Source organism: Sulfobacillus sp. hq2 (assembly GCF_002903155.1).
In the GTDB taxonomy this organism is placed as follows: Bacteria; Bacillota; Sulfobacillia; order Sulfobacillales; family Sulfobacillaceae; genus Sulfobacillus; species Sulfobacillus thermotolerans.
The window spans coordinates 76,182-92,919 of record NZ_NWUL01000034.1 but is presented as its reverse complement, the minus strand read 5'-3'; the positions used below and the strand labels follow the sequence as shown (position 1 = coordinate 92,919).

General features: G+C 53.1%; 18 protein-coding genes. 8 read left to right on the top strand and 10 right to left on the bottom strand.

Features of this window, described 5'->3' with window-relative positions; translation table 11 throughout:
• Window positions 1-16: 16 nt before the first annotated feature.
• Both CO251_RS10065 and CO251_RS10060 read right to left on the bottom strand, forming a co-directional pair.
• Entirely contained in the window at window positions 17-982 is a 966-nt protein-coding gene (locus tag CO251_RS10065) for a Gfo/Idh/MocA family protein (protein ID WP_103375685.1), read from the bottom strand.
• 73 nt (window positions 983-1,055) lie between these two features.
• Window positions 1,056-2,258: an MFS transporter gene (locus tag CO251_RS10060; RefSeq protein ID WP_207654670.1), complete on the bottom strand. Its 1,203-nt coding sequence runs from the start codon at window positions 2,256-2,258 to the stop codon at window positions 1,056-1,058.
• Window positions 2,259-2,372: 114 nt separating this feature from the next.
• On the opposite strand from CO251_RS10060, the gene CO251_RS10055 reads away from it, so the two are divergent.
• Complete coding sequence (locus tag CO251_RS10055) at window positions 2,373-2,864, top strand: hypothetical protein (protein ID WP_103375683.1); 492 nt, start codon at window positions 2,373-2,375, stop codon at window positions 2,862-2,864.
• 26 nt (window positions 2,865-2,890) lie between these two features.
• On the opposite strand, the gene CO251_RS10050 is transcribed toward CO251_RS10055, so the two are convergent.
• Window positions 2,891-3,802, bottom strand: a complete 912-nt coding sequence (locus CO251_RS10050; protein ID WP_103375682.1) for a GHMP kinase — start codon at window positions 3,800-3,802, stop codon at window positions 2,891-2,893.
• Window positions 3,803-3,912: 110 nt separating this feature from the next.
• A complete protein-coding gene (locus CO251_RS10045; RefSeq protein WP_103375681.1) occupies window positions 3,913-4,980 on the bottom strand; it encodes a hypothetical protein in 1,068 nt (355 codons plus the stop codon).
• Between the two features lie 131 nt (window positions 4,981-5,111).
• Between CO251_RS10045 and CO251_RS10040 the strand changes: the two genes are divergently transcribed.
• Window positions 5,112-6,884, top strand: a complete 1,773-nt coding sequence (locus CO251_RS10040) for a cation:proton antiporter (RefSeq protein ID WP_103375680.1) — start codon at window positions 5,112-5,114, stop codon at window positions 6,882-6,884.
• Here CO251_RS10040 and CO251_RS10035 read toward each other — a convergent pair whose 3' ends face one another.
• Window positions 6,885-7,877 (bottom strand): N-acetylglucosamine kinase, encoded by a 993-nt coding sequence (locus CO251_RS10035; RefSeq protein ID WP_103375679.1) that lies wholly within the window; start codon window positions 7,875-7,877, stop codon window positions 6,885-6,887.
• Window positions 7,874-9,184: a 6-phospho-beta-glucosidase gene (locus tag CO251_RS10030; protein ID WP_158246282.1), complete on the bottom strand. Its 1,311-nt coding sequence runs from the start codon at window positions 9,182-9,184 to the stop codon at window positions 7,874-7,876. Before CO251_RS10030 ends, CO251_RS10035 begins: the two co-directional genes overlap by 4 nt.
• A 195-nt stretch (window positions 9,185-9,379) precedes the next feature.
• Here CO251_RS10030 and CO251_RS10025 point away from each other — a divergent pair, with 195 nt between their 5' ends.
• The 4 genes from CO251_RS10025 (at window position 9,380) to CO251_RS10010 (ending at window position 12,029) form a co-directional block, all read left to right on the top strand.
• Window positions 9,380-9,895, top strand: coding sequence for an NYN domain-containing protein (locus tag CO251_RS10025; protein ID WP_103375677.1), 516 nt, complete (start codon window positions 9,380-9,382; stop codon window positions 9,893-9,895).
• A 156-nt stretch (window positions 9,896-10,051) separates the two neighbouring features.
• A complete protein-coding gene (locus CO251_RS10020; protein ID WP_242968533.1) occupies window positions 10,052-11,263 on the top strand; it encodes a transglutaminase family protein in 1,212 nt (403 codons plus the stop codon).
• A gap of 55 nt (window positions 11,264-11,318) precedes the next feature.
• Window positions 11,319-11,585: a hypothetical protein gene (locus tag CO251_RS10015; RefSeq protein WP_103375676.1), complete on the top strand. Its 267-nt coding sequence runs from the start codon at window positions 11,319-11,321 to the stop codon at window positions 11,583-11,585.
• Window positions 11,586-11,699: 114 nt separating this feature from the next.
• On the top strand, window positions 11,700-12,029 hold the full coding sequence (locus CO251_RS10010) for a hypothetical protein (RefSeq protein WP_103375675.1): 330 nt from the start codon (window positions 11,700-11,702) through the stop codon (window positions 12,027-12,029).
• A gap of 2 nt (window positions 12,030-12,031) precedes the next feature.
• Here CO251_RS10010 and CO251_RS10005 read toward each other — a convergent pair whose 3' ends face one another.
• The 3 genes from CO251_RS10005 to ylbJ form a co-directional block, all read right to left on the bottom strand.
• The gene (locus CO251_RS10005; RefSeq protein ID WP_103375674.1) at window positions 12,032-12,784 is read right to left on the bottom strand and encodes a glucose-6-phosphate isomerase family protein; all 753 of its coding nucleotides are present in this window, start codon (window positions 12,782-12,784) and stop codon (window positions 12,032-12,034) included.
• Between the two features lie 42 nt (window positions 12,785-12,826).
• Window positions 12,827-13,093 carry a hypothetical protein gene (locus tag CO251_RS10000; RefSeq protein ID WP_103375673.1) on the bottom strand — a complete coding sequence of 89 codons (267 nt, stop codon included), beginning with the start codon at window positions 13,091-13,093 and terminating at the stop codon, window positions 12,827-12,829.
• 73 nt (window positions 13,094-13,166) lie between these two features.
• Entirely contained in the window at window positions 13,167-14,420 is a 1,254-nt protein-coding gene (gene ylbJ, locus CO251_RS09995) for a sporulation integral membrane protein YlbJ (protein WP_103375672.1), read from the bottom strand.
• Between the two features lie 267 nt (window positions 14,421-14,687).
• Between ylbJ and CO251_RS09990 the strand changes: the two genes are divergently transcribed.
• The gene (locus CO251_RS09990) at window positions 14,688-15,122 is read left to right on the top strand and encodes an ABC transporter substrate-binding protein (RefSeq protein WP_103375671.1); all 435 of its coding nucleotides are present in this window, start codon (window positions 14,688-14,690) and stop codon (window positions 15,120-15,122) included.
• Between the two features lie 40 nt (window positions 15,123-15,162).
• Window positions 15,163-15,528, top strand: coding sequence for a hypothetical protein (locus CO251_RS09985; RefSeq protein ID WP_103375670.1), 366 nt, complete (start codon window positions 15,163-15,165; stop codon window positions 15,526-15,528).
• A 54-nt stretch (window positions 15,529-15,582) separates the two neighbouring features.
• Here CO251_RS09985 and CO251_RS09980 read toward each other — a convergent pair whose 3' ends face one another.
• Entirely contained in the window at window positions 15,583-16,701 is a 1,119-nt protein-coding gene (locus tag CO251_RS09980; RefSeq protein WP_369825255.1) for an RNA-guided endonuclease InsQ/TnpB family protein, read from the bottom strand.
• Window positions 16,702-16,738 lie beyond the last annotated feature (37 nt).

Sequence of the window (16,738 nt, the reverse complement as noted above, 5' to 3'; positions counted from 1 at the left end):
TGTTCGTCCTTTCATTCTAGCTCACCGTGCTCCAGCGGCTGCGAATTTGTTCCATCGTCCAAAGCGTCGGCCACGCCACATCCCGTACCAACTGGATAGGCTCACTGACTCCTTGCATCACGGCATGGACATGGCGGATCATATCCGTAAAAGGTTTTTGTCCCTGCATGGTATATTCTTTGACAACACGCTGCGCCGTGCGAATTTCCACGGCATCGCGAGCAGACGGATGATACGTATTTGACAAACGAATTTCGCCTTCTGAACCAATGATTCGCGTTTGCGTGTCGTAGCGCCGAACAAAAGACACATTCATGATTAACTGCTGCATGCCAGCATAACGCAAAACGGCCCAAACCGACTCATCAACTTCCTGAGGCACATGCGCACGCGCCCACACATCCCCAGGCAAGTCTTTCAGCAACAAGGACGTGACATGAACAGGATAACAACCTAGATCATTCAACGCACCTCCTTGAAAAGCTTTAAACCACCGTGCATCCCCAGGCCGCCCCAAAACCGTATTAAAGGTCCCGTGGATTTCTACATGATCCCCAATAGCCCCTTCCCATACCAATTGCTGCACCCGCAACCATTGTGGTTGAAACTGAAAGGCATACGCTTCCCACAACAATGCGTGCGTCCGCTGTGCTTCCTTGATCAAGGCTTCTGCCTCGGACCACGACCCACTTAAGGGTTTTTCACACACGACCGGCTTGCCCGTTTTTAGCGCCTTCATCGTCCATTCATAGTGAGCATGATTAGGTAAGGGAATATAAATCGCGTCGACTTCGTCACTTTCCAAAATGGCATGGTAATCACCCGCAGCTTTTACAACCCCGTTTTGCGCTGCAAATTGGCGCGCTTTTTCCATATCACGCGATGCCACCAGCCACGCTTCACCGCCCCCGGCTTCCTGTAAGGCGGGGAGAAACCCACCTCGCGCAATATCAGCCGTGCCCATAATGCCCCAACGAATCATGATCTCGCCTACTTTCTCGTTCTCCTATTCTTTGGGCATTCTATCACCTTGTTCCACCAAGTGGCACCCAGTGTTAGGACAAACGCAGCGGTTTGCTCGCCTGATAGGCCAGCAACCCGGCCCCCAGCAATATAAACGCCAACAAACCCCAAGCGGGCCGAAAATGGTGAGTACTGTCAATAACAGCTCCGAGTATAGGCGGGAAAAAGGCCGATCCTAAAAACACCACCGTCCCGACAAATCCCATTGCCATACCTGCCTGCTCAGGGAGCACCGTTTCTGCCGCCCACGTTAAAGACAACGCATTCCAGCCAATAGCCCCCATCCCCATCAAAAACCAAACAAGACAAATCCACCCAAAACCGATATGCTGCGGGAGGAATACGACAAAGCCCACCATAATAAAAGCTAAAAGAGCAATCTGACTGATCGTCCGCGGACGGTTAGCCCCAGTCCGGTCACTATAGGCCCCAAAAACAATACGCCCAATGCCTCCGCCAATTTGCGCCAAGGCTAGAGCAAATCCCGCCTGAGATAACGTAAAATGGCGAAACCGATGCAAATACTCTAAAGTAAACGTAATAAGAAAGTATTGGCCGGCTACCATCAAAACGGACACGGTAGCCGGTGTCCATAAAGACCGAGGCAGTTTGCTCTGCACCTTGGGTACAGCCGCTGGCGCCTTAACAGATGGTTCGATGACACTCGAAAAAATCCAGCCCACCACAAAGAGTTCCACAGCAAACAATCCGTAGACCGCATTGAGCCCCTCATGCAGCGCTAAAACGGGCAAAATCATGGCGGCCAGTGCCGCCCCTAAAGGCACACCCGTTTGCCGAATCCCCATGGGCATACCCCGAGCACGATTTTGAAAGGCGGTGAAGACCGCCTTTGTCCCCGCCATGGGCACAGCGGCCAAACTGATACCCAGCAGGAAGAACATGCCTAAAAGGCTGTCAAAACCTCGTATCTGTGTTAAAAGAGCTGCAAGCACCGCCATAACCACTGCGCCCCAGCGCAAAAGCCGGCGGGGTCCCCATCGATCGGCTAACATGCCCATAAAGACCATGCTCGCCATCATGCCTAAGCTCATCGAGGTCGTGACCAGACCAATTTCCGCGAAGTCCAAATGATACCGCACGGCAAAAAGAAATCCCATCACGATGATTCCCTGTTGCACAAAAGACATCCCGGTTTGAGACAATGTCGCCCAAGTTAGATACCATGCGGGCTTGACTTTCGCATGAAATCCTTCGGCCGCAAACAAGCGCTGCATGTTTGTCACCACTTTGCCTAAAATTACCGCGCATGTCCCCACATTTCCGGCGTACATTGTGGTGACAGGCACCCAATGTACCCACTACCGATTTAAGAAAGAAGGCGGCACATTATGAAGCATACATCAGATCTTTGGCCGCGCGCGCTATTGGCAGGCGTGATAAGCACGACCGTCTTTACTGCTCTTCTGACCCTAGCCCCCGTAGCAGGATCCCCCACCTTGAATGTCGCACTATGGGACGGTACTTTGATCACCTTGAACTTACGCCTAGCCGCGGTCCTGGGCTACATCCTAGAAATTTTGGGAGCCACTCTCGTCGCTTATGAATACCAGAAGTGGCTTTCTCCGCGCCTCAAAGGATCGCCATGGAGCAAAGGCATGGCACTTGGTGGGGCATTATGGATCTTTTGGATGATTATCGGTTTACCGCTCTTTGATCTTGTAAGCCCTCTGGTCAACAACGGGCTCATGCTGGCCCCAGGCATTTTTGCCTCAAATTTTGGAGCTACGAGCTCCTTATTCTTTCTTTTAAGTCTTCTCGCCTTTGGTTTGGCCATTAGTTGGCTGGCCGATACGCCGGTAGGGTACCGCTCTTACCGTTAAGGAGCTCGGCTAAACCGGGCTCCTTGTTATGCCTCATGGCGATCATTGCTAAGGACAATGTCAAATTGTCCCGCTGTCGCTACAGGACGGGTGAGCGTCCAAAAACGAAACACGGGCCCGGCTTGCAAACTACGCAAAAACCTCTCGGCTTTGAGAATGGCCCCTGTGTGAAAATCACGTGGTGAAAACAAATAGCCTCGCGCCGTCCCACTATGCGCTGTCACCACACCCCATTGCTGCTGATGGGCTTGTTCAATCACCACGCCCAATAGCCGATCTTCCGGATTCCGTTCCCACTGCACCTCTGCGGAGATTAATCCCGCTTGTCCCATTTGCGAAACCAGCCGTGCATGCGCGGCTTCCCGTGCGATTTTTAACGCCTGCGCTAAGCGTTGTTGCTGATGGGCGGTGTAGGATTCGCGCATTCGGTGATGTAATGCCGTGTTTACCCGTCCGGGTCCGATAAGTCCGACAATCACGGCGTAAGGCGCCATCGGCCATTTTTCCAGTAAGATGCCTTTGACGGGATCAAAGACCACCATATGCGGATACATCACCCCATCCGACGGCTCGATCTGTGCGGCCAAACGCGCCATCGTCGATGGCAACAGACTGCGGTCATATGCCGCTGCAACAGCGCGCATGCTGGCAACAATGTCGGCGGAACTCGACGCCATGCCTTTACCTATGGGTATAACCGAAGAGATGCTTAGAATGCCTCCCGGTTTTTTCAAGGCTTGGCAAGCCAACAGGGCTGCCTTTTGCGCTTTCTTACGATGCCTCGGATAGACCACAACCTCAGAATTCTCACCCGGAATAAATTTGGCCCGGGTTCCCCACCGGATCGGTATCGTTACCAGGAATGGAGTCTGATCAATAACACCCTGCACCAGTTCGCCAAATGTTCCGGAAGAAAATCCCCAGCCAGCCTGCTTCATGGGGGCCCCCTCCTTGAAACTTGTTAATCATTGTACCATGCCTGCTACGACTGGGGACGTTCTGTTGCCGGGTTCCAGTAGATGAAGTATAAAGGGAGGCCTTTGGCCTATTATGTGCTCGGTGCGAGAGACGGCTCATTGCCCCAGGCATTTAGCAAAGTGTTAATCACGCTCGTCTCGCCTTCAACAATGACCTCCGTTTTACGCACAAGAAATGCTGCTTCCTCCATATTGTCGGGCAGCGCTCCTAAAAAGACCGTAAGCGCCCCCACATTCGCTGTCGTTGCAGTTAAGTCCTTATCCGGCAATCCGACCAAAGCGTGGACCTGCGCCTTCTCGGTAATAACCACCGGATTGGCATCTTGTGCGGTGAAACTCATTATCACCACCCGTTGACCTTGGGCATTGGTGCCAATATTGATGGCGTTGAGCGTCATATCAGCATTAGCCGGAGGCAGGGCAATAGGGAAGTCGACCGCACTTTTAGCGGCATTTAACGCAGTGCCTACCTGCGACAGGGCCACATCGGAGGTGACGCCCGCAGGAGGCACAAACGAATACGTCCCCGCTGCCACGGATGGATTCACTTGAAAATGGGAAAAATTTTCCGTAATCTGCGTCGAGCCCCACTTGGCCTGCCATTGAGTCAAGACATTAGTTTTTGTATTATAGGTCACGCGCATTTGTGCTGAATTGCTCGAGGTCGGAAAATTGACGGTCATCTGCAACGTGACGAGATTATGTTTGATGGCAGCCGCTGTGACATGTGCCTCCCGAAGTAGCGAAGGCATCTGGGCCACGACTCCCAAAGGCGCGTCGGCTGCGGGCAAACTGGGCAATACCGTATAATGGTGAGTGCTTTGCGGGTACCATATGGTTTCATGTTCATTGACATAAAAATCCATAGGCGTAGGCTTTGATAGAAAGACAACGTATTGCCCATGAGATAAATCACTGGTAACCTGATATTCCAAGGCTTTGGCGGGATGGTGATCGACCACGATGGTCTCCTGGACATCGGCCCGTATCGCTTGCCAATTGCCCATGCGCGCGAGAATTTGAGCCTTCACCGTTTTAGGTTCTGTTGCATGGGAAATAGCTTGCGGCCTTCCCCATCCGCAACCCGCTGTGAGCCCAGCCATAATTCCCATTAGGGTATAGGTCTGCCAACGTTTCATAGGTCTATGGTATCTTGTTTACCGAGTTCGAGCAATCCGGCAGTTTAGACGTGAGCCTCTTCGAATAGTCGCCGTGCTCACCCACTATGTGGGACCAATAACACGTTGCACATCTTGAGAAAGGCAGGACTATGTCACATATCATTGTCTCGATTCTGGTTGTCTCGATCATTGCCCTTATGGTGCCCTGGGTTCTTTTGCGGACAAAAGCTAAAATTCCCTTTGCCGCCGCTGAAATTCTCCTAGGCCTTATTTTTGGCAAAAGCGGACTGCAGTGGATTCATAATTCCGGCCCTATTAGCTTTCTCTCACTCTTTGGCTTGTCTTATATTATGTTCCTCTACGGACTTGAAACCAATTTGGATTCCTGGCTTAAAAGGCGCCCAGGAACTTTACCTCACAGCCAATGGCTCTGGCCTATCGCCTTGGTCTGGATGGTTTTAGCATTTGTTGAAGCCTTTGCCTTTTGGTCTTGGGGCCTTATTCACCATACGGTAGCCGTCGCCTTGCTTCTCGGCAGCAGTGCCCCGACCGTGCTCTTACCTACGCTCAAGGAGCGTGGACTGGTGGAGACAACCTTTGGCCAGTGGATTTTATCGATTGGCTTCGTGGTCGACTTTAGCAGCCTGCTTGGTGTCACAGCGCTGGCCGCGCTGAACCAACACGGCGCCGTGTTGCGAATATTTTTAGTGCTCTTATTATTCATTCCTGCACTTATTGCGAAATCAACCTCGAAGTTCTTACACCGTGCGTGGTTTGGAAGGGGCCAAGATAGCGTAACGGGACAAATTGGCGTGCGTGGGGTCATGATGATTATCACGCTCTTCATCGCCCTTGCCGATACGCTTGGCACCATTACCGTATTAGGTGCCTTCTTAGCTGGCATCGTGGTTTCCATGATTGCCGGACGCGACCGCCCCATTTTGCAAGACAAACTCGACGCCTTAGGTTTTGGCTATTTCATTCCCTTTTTCTTTGTGACGGTCGGTTCCAACCTCAATTTACGCCCTGCGTTGTCCTCCAACCATATCTGGATCCTTACCGCTATCTTCTTAGGCGGCGTCGCAGCGATTAGCGCCGGAGCGGCCTGGTTGCTGACGCGGATTTTTCCTCGCTCCCGAGCTTTTGCCATGGCAACACTCTTAGCAACAAGACTCTCTGTGACCGTGGCCGGCTCGCTCATCTTATACCAAGCGCACATCATATCCCAATCTCTTTATCTGGCCATGGTCATGACTTCGGTCCTCTCGGCCTTCATTTTCCCACCGCTCTTTCATCGTTTGAGCCCAGCCCCGCCACCCGCGCGCCATGACATTGTGTTGGTGGGGCCCAATCATTGGACGCGTCCTATGGCAGCCCACCTCGCGGATGACGAATACCGGGTATTTACCTACGAGAATATCGAAGCCCTAGTCACCGCCGCGCGTGATTTAGCGCCACGGGTTCGTACGGCAGCGGTTTTGGGCACGGAAGCGTGGGAGCGCAATTTGCGCTGGGGCACTATCATTGCGGATACCTTGCAAATTGACCACGTGATTGTTGATGTCCCAATAGAAGGATTAGAGGAGGCGCAAAACTCCGGCCTTGTTCCCTTCGTGGCCGCCGTCGCCTCCATGCAGCTCTTAGAAACCATGATTCGTTCACCCGCAGCGAGCATCATTGACAGCAGGCTGTGGTCATCGACCCTCGACTTAACCGTCACCAATCCCGAGGCGCTGCACGTCCCCTTGCGCGACTTGCAATTACCGGAAGACACTCTGGTGATTGGCATCACCCGGGGCCGCGAACATTTGGTGCCCCGGGGGTCGTCTACGCTGCAGGCCGGAGACATTATCACCATTGTGTGCCCAGGCGCCAGGCGCCACGACATCCGCACGCTGTTTGAGATGCCCCAAAGCCTGTAGTTAGGCCTCAGGCGCCACTTCCTCTTGCATCACCAGTTGGCGGCGCAATTCTTCACGCTCTTTGTTGCCCGCATAATCAGCGGCCATTAACAGCGCTCCGGCCGCCGGGGATAACAGGGGAGTGTGCACCTCGCAAGCAGGATATCGGCGCGTTAACCAGTGGGTAAAATGCCTTTGCAAAATATCAGAGGCTCCGTTCCATAAGGAGCCTACGGTCACGACCTCCACGCGGTCCTTGTCTACCGGCCACGCGGCCGCCGCTGCTCTTACACTGTCCGCCAATGCCCGAGCCATGGTTGTCAAAAGATGAATCGCAACGCGGTCCTGCTGAGCTGCCGCTTCAAAACATAAAGGCACCAACGCCAAGAAGGCGTAGGGATGAATTTCCCTAAAATACATGGCACGGCGCAAAGCCAGATAATCAGGCTGGCCCATTTTGGCCAGCACTCCTTGTTCTAACAGCGTTTTAGGGCCTCGGCCTTCGGCGCTGCGAAATGCCACATGAAGCACCTCGCGCGCCAAATCTATCCCGCCCCCATAATCACCCATTTCATAGCCTAAGCCACCAATAGTCCATTCGCGGCCATCGGGATGTCTTGCCAGCACATTGGTAGCTGTGCCACAAATAACGGCAATGCCATATCCGCTGCGACTGCCTCCCACCAACGCAATTTGCGTATCGTTTACTACCCGCAGTCTAAGACCCGGCAAGCGCATCTTGAGCGCCTGAGTCATTTTGGCCACGTCTTCAGGAAAGTCTGCCCCAGCCAAGCCCAACACAGCGTAATCCACCTCGTTTGCTGCGAGGTCGGCTTGGTGCAACACCTCCGTCACAGCTTGGGTAATAGACTCCATCGCTCCCTCAAAGCCCACAGGACCTTGAGGATTTGACGGCCCAGTGCGGGCAAGCGCCACGATGTTCCCGTGACGCGCTAAAACCGCTTCGGTTTTGCTAGCTCCCCCATCGACCCCTATATAGACCATGCCCATCATGCGAATTGCGGCAGCCAGGCCGCATGCTCCTGCAAAATGTCACGGAGGATATACCGGGCTACTTCTTCTGACGGCACCAAGGGGTTATTCATTAGGGCTGCCAAAGCCGTTTGACGGCTTCCCGTTACCGCGGCATCAATCGTCAGTTCTTCATAGGCCTTCACGTGTTGGATCAATCCTCTCACAGATGCCGGCATCGGGCCGCAGGTCAAGGGGATGGCCCCCCGGCCATCCACCATCGCCGGAACCTCTACGACACTGTCTTCGGGCAATTCCGGCAAAGCCTGCCCATTGCGGACATTCACAATAATTTCTTGGCGTTGATTTAACGCCAAGGATTCTATCAGCATAACTGCCACCGCACTATAATACGCGCCCCCGCGCCGCATCAATGCCTCCGGCAAAGTGACTTGTTCGGGGTTGCGGTAATCTGCAAACAACTCTTGCTCGACCTTCATCACAATGTCCGCGCGGGTGCCGCGTCCCGCCTCCACTTCCTGACGCTGCCTCTGAACCATTTCCCCGGGATTCCAGTAGTACTGTAGATAAGGATTGGGGACCATGCCCAACGCGCCTATCACCTCGGCATTCCACTGCTGATCTGGAATATTGGCCACCGCAGTTTGAGGATTCTTTAAAAATTCGAGAACGAGGCTTGTGATATTTTGTCCATTGACGTAAATACCGCGGACAAACGATAGGTGATTGAGACCAAACATGTCCAGACTTACAGCTTCAGGATCAACGGCCAAGGCTTTGGCAATGGTCCTGGCTATAGTAATAGGCACATTACACAGGCCAATGCTGCGAATGGCCGTGTGACGCAAGAGCGCTTGGGTGACCATGCCTGATGGATTGGTAAAATTAATAAGCCAGGCGTTGGGATTAACCGTTTCAAGCTCCTTGGCCAACTCCAAAGCCACAGGAATAGTCCGCAATGCCTTAGCAAAACCTCCAGCCCCTACCGTTTCTTGGCCTACCGCACCGTAGCGCAAGGGAATGCGCTCATCTTGAGCCCGAGCCGCCAAGCCCCCCACACGAAATTGCGTGAGGACAAAATCGGCTTGCGCTAATGCCCCTTTCCGGTCATATGTCGTCTCAAGCCGTATCGCCGAACCGGCCTTTTTAATCAGCCGTCGACAAAAGTGCGCCACAATGTCCATTTTTTCTTGTCCTGCAGGGACATCCACTAGCGTCAATGTATCGACAGACAAGCGTTGAGCCTCCAAAAGTCCCATGACTAGTTCGGGTGTATAAGAACTGCCACCCCCCACAATGACTATACGCACTCCCGAAATCTTCATCATCTCCTCATCTCTTTCATTGATCATATAACGAAAAGACGTCAGACGCGCGTAAATTTCTTCGACCGCGGGTTTAATAAATACTTAGCGTTTCGCGCAGGATTAAGTATGATAGAAGTGGATCGCTATTTACCGTGTACAAGATAACCAATGAGGTGCGCGCAATAGAAAAGCATCTGAATCATGAGGGAGGACAACGTGGATTACAGCAATGAACGAGTCGCTATTTTTGTTGACGGCGCGAATATGTTTTACGCCCAGCGTGTGCTAGGATGGCATCTCGATTTTGCCCGTGTCATCGAATACTTTACCCGAGGACGGGAAATTTACAACGCTTTTTATTACACTGGGGTTCAGGTGCCTCCTGACAATTCCCAGCGTGACTTTCTTACGGCATTGCGTCACTTAGGCTTTACCATCCGGGAAAAGTCTATTAAAGAAACGATGGACCAAAGTTCGAGTTCCGTTATTCGGCGGGCGAATTTGGACATCGAAATTGTGATTGACATGTTTAGTACCGTCAACCGCTATGATGTGGCGGTACTCATGTCAGGCGATGGCGATTTTGAGCGTGCCGTCGAGCTCATTCGCTCACGTGGCAAAGAAATCATTGGGGTAGGCACGCGCGGAATGATTTCGGCCGAATTGGAAAATGCTTGTGACCGCTACGTCAAGCTAGAAGATATTCGATCAGAAGTGGAAAAAGTGCGCTGAAGGCCGGGTTTACCGGCCCTCCCCCCTGCTTTAGCCCCCACATAGGGATTACTCATGTTTTCACCGTCTAGGTTCCTAATACCCTAACATTGGTGAGTTTCCTCTTGGGCGCCCCGTCATTATAATAGTTATGTTAATCATTTAGGGGGATTGGCTTTGGGTGTCAAGCGTTTCGTCACAATCAGTCTTGTCGTGATGTTTTCGGGGGTTTTTACGTGGACTCCTGGGGTGTTTGCTGCGCAAACCAATCTCAGCATCGCCTCACCCGATGCAATCCCGACGCTGCCAGCACATTATACCTTTAGCCAAACGATTACTTTGACCAATACGCAGAATGCCGAGGCTTATGACGTGAAAGCCGATGTGGTCTTGCTGGCACCTGAGACGAGCTATTCACAAGTCCAATTAGTTCACACCAGCATCCAACCGGTCAGCACCTACCATGATCAATATGGCAATCTGATTGGCAGTTTTATGTGGAACCAAATTGCTCCACACCAGACCGTAACATTAGTTTTAGATTACACCGCCACTTCATCTGAGGTAAGTTACAAGCTGCCTGTAACCTATCCGCCTTATAATACCCATAGCAGCGTATACCAAACCTACACCAATCCGGCAGAAGAGGCCCAAGAGGTCGACACCGACTCCCCGGTTTTAGAGAACATTGTCAATTCCGTGATTACCCCTGGGGAAAATCCGGAACAAAAAGCGCATGCGCTTTTTGAGTGGATTGTGGCCAACATCCATTACAACTATACCTTGCAGGCTTCTGGCAGTGCTGTGGCAACGGCCGAAAGCCACCTAGGGATCTGCAGCGACATTGCCGATCTCTATGTCGGCTTGCTGCGCACGGCAAAAATTCCAGCGCGCTTTGTAGGAGGCTACGTGACAAGCAATGGCAGTGGGCAAGGAGGATTTCACCAGTGGACAGAATTTTACCTGCCCACGGTTGGATGGGTGGTAGCCGATCCCACATGGGGGGCCTATGGCTACTTTGCCTCGCTTCAAGACCACTGGCATATTGCCTTGTATGACGGCATCCGCAAAGACATCACCGTCAACTGGAATTACTCGCCTTCGGCCTTGACAGCCGCTGAAGCTTCTTCACAAATCGCCATCAATTATCATTACGTGTTTGCGCAAACGCCTATTCCCACGATTGGTGCGCACCCTAAAGTGACCATTACGCACCGTGTGACGAAACCGCGACCGCTTTTGGATCCTTCGACGATTTCCCACCGCGTGCACAGTGTGCCGCTGAAACCGTGGCAAGCTTGGTGGTTAGCCATCAGCCAATGGATTCGGCAAACGGAAGACCGCGTTGGTGCTTGGATTTCTGCTCGTCTTGCGCAAGTGGGCCTATAATCTCCTGCATAGTTTACGCCCATCCCAGCCACCTTAAATAGTGGAGGTGGGAATAATGAAGTCCATTGACATTCCAACCACGTTGGACACGGTGTGGGCGTACGTGCAGGAGCACTATGCTCCTGAAAGCGTGGATGATCTGCACAACCAACTCGTCAGCACAGGCAATCAAGTGGTCAAACATCAACATCAGTGGCAAAAGCCCGATGATTGGCTAGCGTATACCTCTTGGCGTGTGGCCGAAGACGATGAGAAAGAACAGCTTGCACACCTTTTCATCCAAGCGGTTGGTCAAGACCAAGATTCCGCCTCGCAAAAATAGCTGCTGCCGTAAGCGGGCCATCCTCTCGGGGATGGCCCGCTTACGGTTTGAGTGGACCCAATTTCCATTATGCTTTGCCCAGTAACAGCAGATACTAGTGGCGGAGGTGGTTTCATGCCAAGAACGTTTGGATGGTTTAAAAACCCCAAGACTCTGCTGTCCTGTATTGAGAGCGTCCAACGAAGTGCCGCTGTCTCCGTCTTAATGCGCCAGCAAGACTTAGAAGTCGTCGTCATGGGCCCATTAACCCGCTTTGTGGCACCCTATCCTTTTTTGGATGTGCAGCATCACATCTATCGCTTAGGTCTCAATCGAAGCTGGGCTAAAAAATATGCAGACATTCTTGAAAAGGGTGGTCTCGTGGTGTGTTTGGAATCGCCCGAACATGCCTTTACCGATGAGTTAAGCCGGTATCATGCCCAAGACCTACAACTGGTGCCCTAATCCTAACGCCACGGAACAGGCCGCCTCGGGTCTTGGAGGAATTCAAACTGTGACGCATTCATGCCCACCATTCGATATAACGGCTGCTGACTAGGACGCGCCATCACGTCACGCGCCGCCAAGCGCTTAACAGGGGGAATCCTCAAATAACTCGGATTCTCCCGCATGCCTTCTGGTCCAATCCACACCCCGGCACCTCGGTGCCGGGCCATGTCTTCATATTCTAAATAAATGTCCTGGGCATGCGCACATACAATGGCTAAAACTTCTTCCCCGACATTGACGCTGACATGGCCAAATCCTGGTGGTATCACCACCCAATCTCCCGCCTGGGCGGAGATGACGACCAAGTCATCAATTCGGTCCCGATTTCCCGACTGCAGAACAAAGAGACCCTGGCCATTAATCACTTCGATAACTTCCGCCCGCCATTCGTCATTGTCGGCTGCTGAATGCTTATGTCCAGCGGTTTTCGTCCATTCGTCCCGCAGAACTCCTGGCCAGATAATCGTGAGATCAACGCTAATGCCTTGCGCCCGGTAACGCGTTTCCTCACTTTTCAAATGAATGCCTTCATAAACATGATAGACATAGGGCGGCCCTGATGCGTCCGGATCTTCCAAAAAAGGACGAAGCTCTTCTAAACTCCTAGCCACATGATGGTCAACCGCTCCATCAATAAGAGGATACACCGGATTTTCCTGGTGTCCCGTCCAAGACAATGGCACGCCCAAATGCGTTGTCAAATCAAACACGGGTCACCTCACTACGCTTCATACTGTTTATCATAGCAAACTTCACAAAATCGCCAAGGCCATCCACGTCCATGCCACCACTTCCGTAATCTCTAGCGCAGAGCCTTTGCGCTGACAAGTCCACAGTCCGACAGTGACGCCTAATGCCATGAGAAAAACGGCTTGCGCCACCTGGGGCCATACGCCAGTAAAATACGCATACTCGGCAACCAACGCTAAAACCCGCCACACGACAGCAGTAGCGTGCACGTGGCGGGTCACCGTATATGTGGCAACAAGCGCCAACACCATTCCCACTTCTTGTTCCATCTTGGTTCACCCCTTGTATCGGCTCCCTCCTGTACGGTATTCGGAGGGCGCCTAAGGGTGCGTGCGAACGAGATTACCGAAATCGGGCGCCAAGCCATTCCAGACGCAACATACGCACAATGCCCATCACCAGCATGGCCACCGCCAAAGCGGACAGGGACAAAATCATCATGAGCAAGGTCACATGAAAGGCATCGACCATGGTGGGCGCGGTTGGCGCTACCACTAAGAAATCACGATCGGCAAAGGCCGGCAAAGTGATGCCGCCCAAGGCCTGTTCAACTGGATGAAAAAACACGACGGTCATGATGCCCGCATAGACCGCGTGCAACGCACGTGCCATAAAATACGGCTTCATGGAAATATCGGTATCAGCGAGCACTGATGCCACCTGCCCATGAACCGACAAGCCTGACCATGCAACAATCGCTGACACAATGACCAATTTTTGGAGCAAGGGGGCTGACGCATGGGCCGCAGCGGCTGACCCTAAATCAATTTCAAAGAGCCCTTTTACAGCCGCCGGCACCAATTGGGGGGAAAAGCCCAAGACATGAAAGACCGCGGTCAAGGGGGCTGTCAGGACCACCATAAGGCCTGTCGCGGTCAATACGCGTAAAAGCACGGCAAACAAGACCATAAAGCTCATAATCATGAATAACGTCCCCATACTCTCTCCAATAGCTTGATTGAAAACCTTTCCATATGAGCGGCCGTCTTCCATTCGACCACGAATCAATGCATCCATGGCCCGCTTATGAATGCCGCGCAGCACCACTCCTTCCTCCTGCCGAGGGTGGTCTGCCCGCCGCCCATAAAAGCGAAAGGTTAGTCCAACCATCAACACCGACGCATAATGGGCCATGGCCAGTACGGCCCCTAAAGCAGGCTGGCCAAACATTCCAACGGCTACGGCGCCAAAGAGAAATAACGGGTCCGCCGAATTGGAAAAAGCCAACAACCGCTCGCCTTCCACTTTGGTACACAAATTTTGCCGACGAAATTTGGCGGTCAACACCGCATCCATGGGGTATCCAGCCGCGAGCCCCATCGAAAAGACAAAGGATCCCACTCCTGGCACATTAAAGAGAGGGCGCATCAATGGCTCAAAATAGACGCCTAAATAGTGCACCATGCCTGTCGACAGGAGCACATCTGACAAAATGAAAAACGGTAGTAACGACGGGAAGACCACCTCAAAAAAGAGTTTTAAGGCATCGACCGTCGCGTGAAACCCATGCTCCGAAAATACGATCAGCGCAATCGTCAACAGCAGCATGGTAAACCCGGTAATCAACGTAGCAATGCGGCGTGGTTCTTGGTCCATGAGGCCACCTCATTTCTGGGACTTCCCTTCATGCTATGTCCCATACCCAGGTGCTATGACGAGCCAAGACATTTTCAGCGCGCCCTGTTTCTGCGCGGTTATTCCTCACGACACACCCAGGGAATTCTAAAGACAGCCCGAATTCTCCAAAGAATGCCGCCATCCGGATTCTTGCCATATTTTAGGTTGAATGCCCAAGACAACCATATCTACATATGAGATGATGAATAAATATTCATTAATCGTATTTTGGAGGGAGTGTCAACCATGGCACGGAAACTGATGTGGAGTATGATGTCTGTCTCTCTGTTGGCGGGGTTGGAACTCACGGCGTGTGGCACCACGTCCTCTCAGGCCGCGCCACCTGCTTCTGCCCCCGTAGTTATCGCGTTACCCGTGCAAACGAGTCCTAACTGGTTTTTCCCCGTCTTCTCCAGCAATACGTTTAGCGCCACCAACATCGAACTCGATGCCTTAATGTACAAACCGTTGCTTGATGTGACGCCTCACGATACGGTAGACTATCAACATTCTTTAGTCTCTTCCATTACCTGGAACAAGACGGCCAGCGTGTTTACACTGCACATGAATCCGCGCTACCATTGGTCCAATGGACAACCCGTCACGGCTCAAGATGTGGCGTTCACCTGGTCCATTATGAAAGGCGCCAGTAGTAACGCCAAAAATTTGCCTTGGAACTAAGGGCAGCGGCGGGGTCCCCACCGATTTCAAAAATGTCGACGTGATTAATGCCCGCACGCTCCAAGTCACGTTAAATTCCGGCGTGAATCCGCAGTGGTTTATTCTCAATGGATTAGGCCAAATCAATCCCGTACCGGCCTTTGTGTGGGATAAATATCCCAACAATATGATCAAAGAGCTCAAGTTTATTCAATCTGAAGCGAACAGCCCCACCAGTGCCCTGTTTAAAATAGTCGATGGAGCCTATCATTTTGGCCGGGTTCAACCAAACCAGTCATGGAGTTTTGTCGCACATAAAGACTATGGGGGACGCAAATCTCATCTATCTTCCCTTATCTTTCAGTGTCAACTACCCCGGCCTAAAGGCCGGAGCTTGCGACTCCCCGGAAGTGCGTCCGATGGCTGAACGCCATCTCCTTCCTTGGGTTGGGGTCGCATCGTAGGGCGGTTGACGTCGCCCTCACGACCGCGGGCCTGCCGCGATCGCACCTGTCACCCGGTACTCAATTCCCTGACGGTGCAGGTTCATGGCGCCAATCCGGTCATCGTTCGACCGGTAGTGGCATTGTTGGCACGCGAAGCGGTGTCGGCGCTTATCGCGATTTCCTCGGGCCACGTGCCCACAGTGGGGACAGGTTTGCGAGGTATAGCGCGGATCCACCGCGATCGTGCGGGACTGATATAGGGTCGCTTTATATTCGAGCATCTGGCGGAGTTGGTAAAAGGTCCACGACACGGACGTATACCGATCCCGTCGCCGGACCCGCTCCGTGGCCCCCCGCATCCCCGTCAGATCCTCCAGGACGAATAGCGTCTGAGCCCCATAGCGGACCACGAGTGCCTTACTGACCTGATGGTTCACATCGGTCATCCAACGGTTTTCTCGTTGTCCTAAGCGTTTCAGGCGCCGGCGGGCGGACGGTGTCTGCCGCCGTTGCAGGGTCTGTCGAAGGAGCTTGAAGTGAGCACGCCGCGCTTTGACGGCGCGGCCGGGGAAAAAGGTAGTCTGCCCCTGGGAATCGTAGGCCGTCACCAGGAAGTTGATGCCGAAGTCGAGCCCGACCACCTGACGAATCTCCGCCCAATCGGTCTCGGCCACGTCTTTCGTCATCGGTACAGGGAGAAACCAGCGCCCATGGCGGTGCACAAGATGTGCCGTGCCACACTGCCAGGTCCCGTCGAAGACGCGTTCCATGCCCTGCCGGGCGAAGGGGATCGGCACGCGGCCCGCCAGCGTATTGAGAGAGAATGCGCCGGCCTTCAAGGAATAGTCGCGATTCCAGACGAGGTCGAAGGCCGGTTTGGTGAACTGCACCCGAGTCCAGGGATGCCCGTGGGCCAGCACACTCTTGTAGCGGGCCATCACGGTTTTGATCACCGATTGCGCCATTTGGGATCGCAAGCCAAACTGCGCCCGCAAGGGCCGGTAGGTCTCGGTGTGGAGAGCGGCTTGCTGAAGGCAGTGCGTGGTATCGACGACCCCGGAGACCCAGTTGCAGCCCTGACGGTAGGCCTCGACGGTCTGCTGGAGCAACGTCGCCTGATCCGGGTTCGGATACAATTGCACCTTCGCGGTCAAGGTCAGTACCGTCGCAGACGCCTCCCAACATTCACGA

What these genes read in the sequence shown, in the direction of transcription:
- CO251_RS10065 (WP_103375685.1), bottom strand. Translation starts at nt 982, where the DNA reads ATGATTCGTTGGGGCATTATGGGCACGGCTGATATTGCGCGAGGTGGG.
- CO251_RS10060 (WP_207654670.1), bottom strand. Translation starts at nt 2,258, where the DNA reads ATGCAGCGCTTGTTTGCGGCCGAAGGATTTCATGCGAAAGTCAAGCCC.
- CO251_RS10055 (WP_103375683.1), top strand. Translation starts at nt 2,373, where the DNA reads ATGAAGCATACATCAGATCTTTGGCCGCGCGCGCTATTGGCAGGCGTG.
- CO251_RS10050 (WP_103375682.1), bottom strand. Translation starts at nt 3,802, where the DNA reads ATGAAGCAGGCTGGCTGGGGATTTTCTTCCGGAACATTTGGCGAACTG.
- CO251_RS10045 (WP_103375681.1), bottom strand. Translation starts at nt 4,980, where the DNA reads ATGAAACGTTGGCAGACCTATACCCTAATGGGAATTATGGCTGGGCTC.
- CO251_RS10040 (WP_103375680.1), top strand. Translation starts at nt 5,112, where the DNA reads ATGTCACATATCATTGTCTCGATTCTGGTTGTCTCGATCATTGCCCTT.
- CO251_RS10035 (WP_103375679.1), bottom strand. Translation starts at nt 7,877, where the DNA reads ATGATGGGCATGGTCTATATAGGGGTCGATGGGGGAGCTAGCAAAACC.
- CO251_RS10030 (WP_158246282.1), bottom strand. Translation starts at nt 9,184, where the DNA reads ATGATGAAGATTTCGGGAGTGCGTATAGTCATTGTGGGGGGTGGCAGT.
- CO251_RS10015 (WP_103375676.1), top strand. Translation starts at nt 11,319, where the DNA reads ATGAAGTCCATTGACATTCCAACCACGTTGGACACGGTGTGGGCGTAC.
- CO251_RS10010 (WP_103375675.1), top strand. Translation starts at nt 11,700, where the DNA reads ATGCCAAGAACGTTTGGATGGTTTAAAAACCCCAAGACTCTGCTGTCC.
- CO251_RS10000 (WP_103375673.1), bottom strand. Translation starts at nt 13,093, where the DNA reads ATGGAACAAGAAGTGGGAATGGTGTTGGCGCTTGTTGCCACATATACG.
- ylbJ (WP_103375672.1), bottom strand. Translation starts at nt 14,420, where the DNA reads ATGGACCAAGAACCACGCCGCATTGCTACGTTGATTACCGGGTTTACC.
- CO251_RS09990 (WP_103375671.1), top strand. Translation starts at nt 14,688, where the DNA reads ATGGCACGGAAACTGATGTGGAGTATGATGTCTGTCTCTCTGTTGGCG.